At 67.0% G+C, this 4,175-nt stretch carries 3 protein-coding genes and 1 pseudogene; 3 read left to right on the plus strand and 1 reads right to left on the minus strand.

Annotated features, from left to right (window positions below; genetic code table 11):
- Positions 1-267, plus strand: a pseudogene (locus VKZ87_RS03840) (urocanate hydratase); the annotation flags it as partial.
- 18 nt (positions 268-285) lie between these two features.
- On the plus strand, positions 286-717 hold the full coding sequence (locus tag VKZ87_RS03845) for a hypothetical protein (protein WP_324219929.1): 432 nt from the start codon (positions 286-288) through the stop codon (positions 715-717).
- Positions 718-1,027: 310 nt separating this feature from the next.
- Here VKZ87_RS03845 and VKZ87_RS03850 read toward each other — a convergent pair whose 3' ends face one another.
- A complete protein-coding gene (locus tag VKZ87_RS03850; protein ID WP_324219930.1) occupies positions 1,028-2,776 on the minus strand; it encodes a glucan ABC transporter ATP-binding protein/ permease in 1,749 nt (582 codons plus the stop codon).
- Between the two features lie 109 nt (positions 2,777-2,885).
- Between VKZ87_RS03850 and VKZ87_RS03855 the strand changes: the two genes are divergently transcribed.
- Positions 2,886-4,175, plus strand: a 1,290-nt coding sequence (locus VKZ87_RS03855) for an amidase (protein WP_324219931.1), incomplete at its 3' end; no start/stop codon positions are given.

Raw genomic sequence — 4,175 nt, forward strand, 5'->3', positions numbered from 1 at the left:
TGGCCTCTGCTGAACGCGCTGCTGAACACCGCCTCGGGCGCCACCTGGGTTTCGCTGCATCATGGCGGCGGTGTCGGCATCGGCTTCTCGCAGCATGCCGGCATGGTGATCGTCGCCGACGGCACCGAAGCGGCCGCGAAGCGGCTGGAGCGCGTGCTGTGGAACGATCCCGCCTCCGGCGTCATGCGCCATGCCGATGCCGGCTATGAACTCGCCGCCGACTGCGCCCGCCAGCAGGGCCTGAAGCTGCCGTTTCTGGACGGTTGATGCGGACCGGTTGTTGACTTGCCGGCCTGGGGCGTTTCTGCTGGACCGCAGACCGCAACCCCGGAGGTCGACATCCGCATCCCCCTCGCTCTGCGTCGCCATACCAGCACCCTGGCCACGGCCATCGTGGTCGTTCCGGTGCTGGTCGGACTGGTCTATGCACTCTGGCCCGGCCGCGGGGAAGAGGTCTTCTATACGCCCGGCGTGACGCCCAGCCGCGAGGAATGCGTCATGCAGAAGATGAAGAACTACGCCAAGATCGACAAGCCGACCCTGCAGGCAATCGCGGTGGAATGCGAGCTCACGGTGCAGAGCATCGAAGGCCATGAGGTGATGCGCAAAGCCTGGGAGGCGCGTCAGGCGACCCGGCCCGTCGAGACAAAGCCCGCACCTGCACCCGCCCCCGAACCGGCGCCGCAGGGCGACACCCTGCGGCGGGTCTGGCGGTGAGGATTCTGCGTTCTCTCTTGCAAAAAGAACAAAAAGAGAATATGCTGTTTTGCAATTGGCCGGGTTCCGGACAGGCATGTTGCGCCGATTTATCCGGCAAGGGCCACGCTGTTGGACATTGTGAAGCAGGAAAATCAGTGCCTTGGCGCCAACAACCAGGGGCTTGCGCGGGATTCAACGGGATTGAACGGGACTCAACTGGCGCTCAACGGGACTGAACTGGCATCGAACGGGATCGAACTGGCTTTCAACCGGCTTCAACTGGCTCGAACGGGATGCAACTGGCTCGCAACTGACCTGATCCGGCGGCTCAGTGGGCACCGGCGAACTGGGTCCGCACCAGCTCGGCGAACAGTCCGCCCTGAGCGACCAGTTCGTCGAAGCTGCCGCGCTCGATGATGCGGCCGTTCTGCAGCACCAGGATCAGGTCGGCCTGGCGCACGGTTGCCAGCCGGTGCGCGATGATGAAGGTGGTGCGGCCCTGCATCAGGCCGTTCAGCGCCTTCTGGATACGCTGCTCGGTGGCGGCATCCAGCGCCGACGTCGCCTCGTCGAGAATCAGGATCGGCGGGTTTTTCAGCAGCGCGCGCGCGATCGCGATGCGCTGGCGTTCGCCGCCGCTCAGGTTCACGCCGCGCTCGCCGACCAGCGTCTGGTAGCCCTGCGGCTGCTTCATGATGAAGTCATGCGCCTCGGCCTGGCGCGCCGCCTGCTCGACCTCGTCGTCGGAGGCTTCGGGCCGGCCGATGCGGATATTGTCGGCGATCGAGCGGTGGAACACCGCGCTGTCCTGGAAGACGACGCCGATATTGCTGCGCAGGGAGTCGAGCGTGACATTGCGGATGTCGATGCCGTCGATCAGGATACGACCGGCCGTGGGATCCCACAGGCGGCTCAGCAGCGCCATCGACGAGGTCTTGCCCGAACCGGTGGGGCCGACCAGCGCCACGGTCGTTCCGGCGGGCGCCTCGAAGCTCATGTCGATCACCGCCTGGCGCGCATCGCCGTAGGACAGTGTCACATGGTCGAAGGCGACGTGACCGCGGACATTGGCCAGCGGCACCGCATCGGGCTTGTTGCGCACCGCTGCCTCGGTATCCAGCACGTCGAAGAATTCCTTCAGCTTGTGCATCTGGAAGAACATGTTGGAGATGAAGCCCATGGCGTTTTCCAGCCGGCCGATCAGCATGGTGGCAAAGCCCATGAAGGTGACGATCTCGCCCACCGTCGCGCGGCCCTGGCTGTTCAGCCAGCTGCCCAGCACGAAGATCGAGATGGTGATGATCGTGGCCGCCATGCGGCTGAGCACCGTCATCAGCGCCCAGAGATTGAGGACGGGGAACTGCGCCGCCAGCAGGCGCTCCATCACGCCGGCGAGATCGCGCGCTTCCAGCGCGAGGCGCACGAAACTCTGCACCAGAACGACATTGCCGAGCGCGTCATGGGCGCGCATCGCCAGCTCGGAGTAATAGGCCTCGACCTCGCCCTGGGCGCGCTGGGCCTTGCTGATCACGAGCGCGCTCAGGGTGGCGAAGATGGCGATGAGCACCACCAGCAGGATGCCGAGCCGCCAGTTCAGGTACAGCGACAGCGGCAGCAGCACGATGACGGCGACGAAGGTGGAGAGATGCTCGCGGAAAAAGGCCAGCCACATGCTGAACAGGTTGTCGCCGCCCTGCAGCATGATCTTGAGCAGGGTGCCGGAATGGGTGCCGGAATGGAACGCGGCCGGCAGGCTAAGCACATGCTCGAAATAGGTGGCCAGCGCCGCCAGCCGCCGGCGATGCGCGAGCCGATCGGCATGCAGCGCGACAAGGATGCCGGCGACGATGCCGGTGGTGCCGGCGGCGCCCCAGAGCAGCAGCAGCCGGATGGTCTGCGGCCAGGTGTCTCCGCTGCCTGGCGGCGAGGCCAGCACGTCGATGATGCGGCCGAACAGCAGCGGTTCGAGAAAACCCACGCCGGCCAGGCCGACATTGGCCAGCGCCAGCATGATGGCCAGGCGCCGTTCGGGTTTGAGCAGGCCGAGGACGCGGCCATATATGGCGATAAAACTCATCTGGCTCCCGGGAATGTATCTGGACTGTTTTCCGCCGCTGCCCAGCCCTTGCGGCCCGCGACCAATAGGCGATAGTGCGGAAAAACACACGCCGTCCGGAGGTTTCCCCATGACCCAGACTTCCACGCCCCAGACATCCCGCGACAGGCTGGAAGCCTGCCTTGCCCGCATCGCCGATCCGTCCGGCGAAGGCAGCCGCGCCGTGCTGCGGACCTATACCGAGCAGGCCCGCGCTGCCGCCGATGCGGCCGATGCAAGGGCCAGGCTGGGCATGAGCCTTGGCCCGCTGGACGGCCGCATCGTCAGCATCAAGGATCTGTTCGACGTAACCGGCGAGACGACCACGGCCGGCTCGAAGATCCTGCGCGACCGGCCGCCGGCCACGGCGGATGCACCGGCCATCGCGCGCCTGCGTGCCGCCGGCGCGGTGATCGTGGCCAAGACCAACATGACCGAGTTCGCCTTCTCCGGCGTCGGCATCAACCCGCATTACGGCACGCCGGGCAATCCGGCCGACCGCAGCCGCATTCCGGGCGGCTCGTCCTCGGGCGGCGCGGTTGCCGTCGCCGACGGCATGTCGGAGATCACCATCGGCTCCGATACCGGTGGCTCGACCCGCATCCCGGCCGCGCTCTGCGGCATCGTCGGCTGGAAGCCGAGCCAGTATCGGGTGCCGACCGAGGGCGGATTCCCGCTTTCGTATGCCCTGGACAGCATCGGGCCGATGGCGAAGAGCGTTGCCGACTGCGCGCTGGCCGATGCGGTGATGGCGGGCGAAGAGCCCGTCGCATTGCAGCCGGCCCCGGTAGCCGGCCTGCGGCTCGGCGTGCCGAAAGGCCTGCTGCTGGAGAACATGGATGCCCATGTCGCCAAGGCCTACGAGGCGGCTCTGGCCCGCCTCGGCCAGGCCGGCGCCCGGGTGGCCGACGAGAGCATCGCGGCACTGCTGGACGACATGGCGGCCGTCAACGCCAAGGGCGGCTTCGCCGCCGCCGAGGCCTTCCAGATCCACCGCGCCTGGATGGACAGCCGGGCGGGCGATTTCGATCCCAGGGTACGGGCCCGCATCGAGCGCGGCCGCAGCCTGACGGCAGCCGACTACATCGATATGCAGCGGCGCAGGGCGACGCTGATCCGGGCCATGGACGCCCGGATGGCCGATCTGGACGCCATGGTGCTGCCCACCACGCCGATCCCGGCGCCGAGGATTGACGAACTGGTGGCCAGCGACGAGGCCTTCACCACGGCCAACATCGCGCTGCTGCGGAACACTTCGGTGTGGAATTTCTTCGATTGCTGCGCGATCTCGCTGCCCCTGCCCGTGTCGGGGCTGCATGTCGGCCTGATGCTGGTGGCGCGCAACGGCCAGGATCACCGCCTGCTGCGGATCGCCGCCGGG

Source organism: Ferrovibrio sp., assembly GCF_035304305.1.
Taxonomy (GTDB): Bacteria; Pseudomonadota; Alphaproteobacteria; order Ferrovibrionales; family Ferrovibrionaceae; genus Ferrovibrio.

What these genes read in the sequence shown, in the direction of transcription:
- VKZ87_RS03850 (WP_324219930.1), bottom strand. Translation starts at nt 2,776, where the DNA reads ATGAGTTTTATCGCCATATATGGCCGCGTCCTCGGCCTGCTCAAACCC.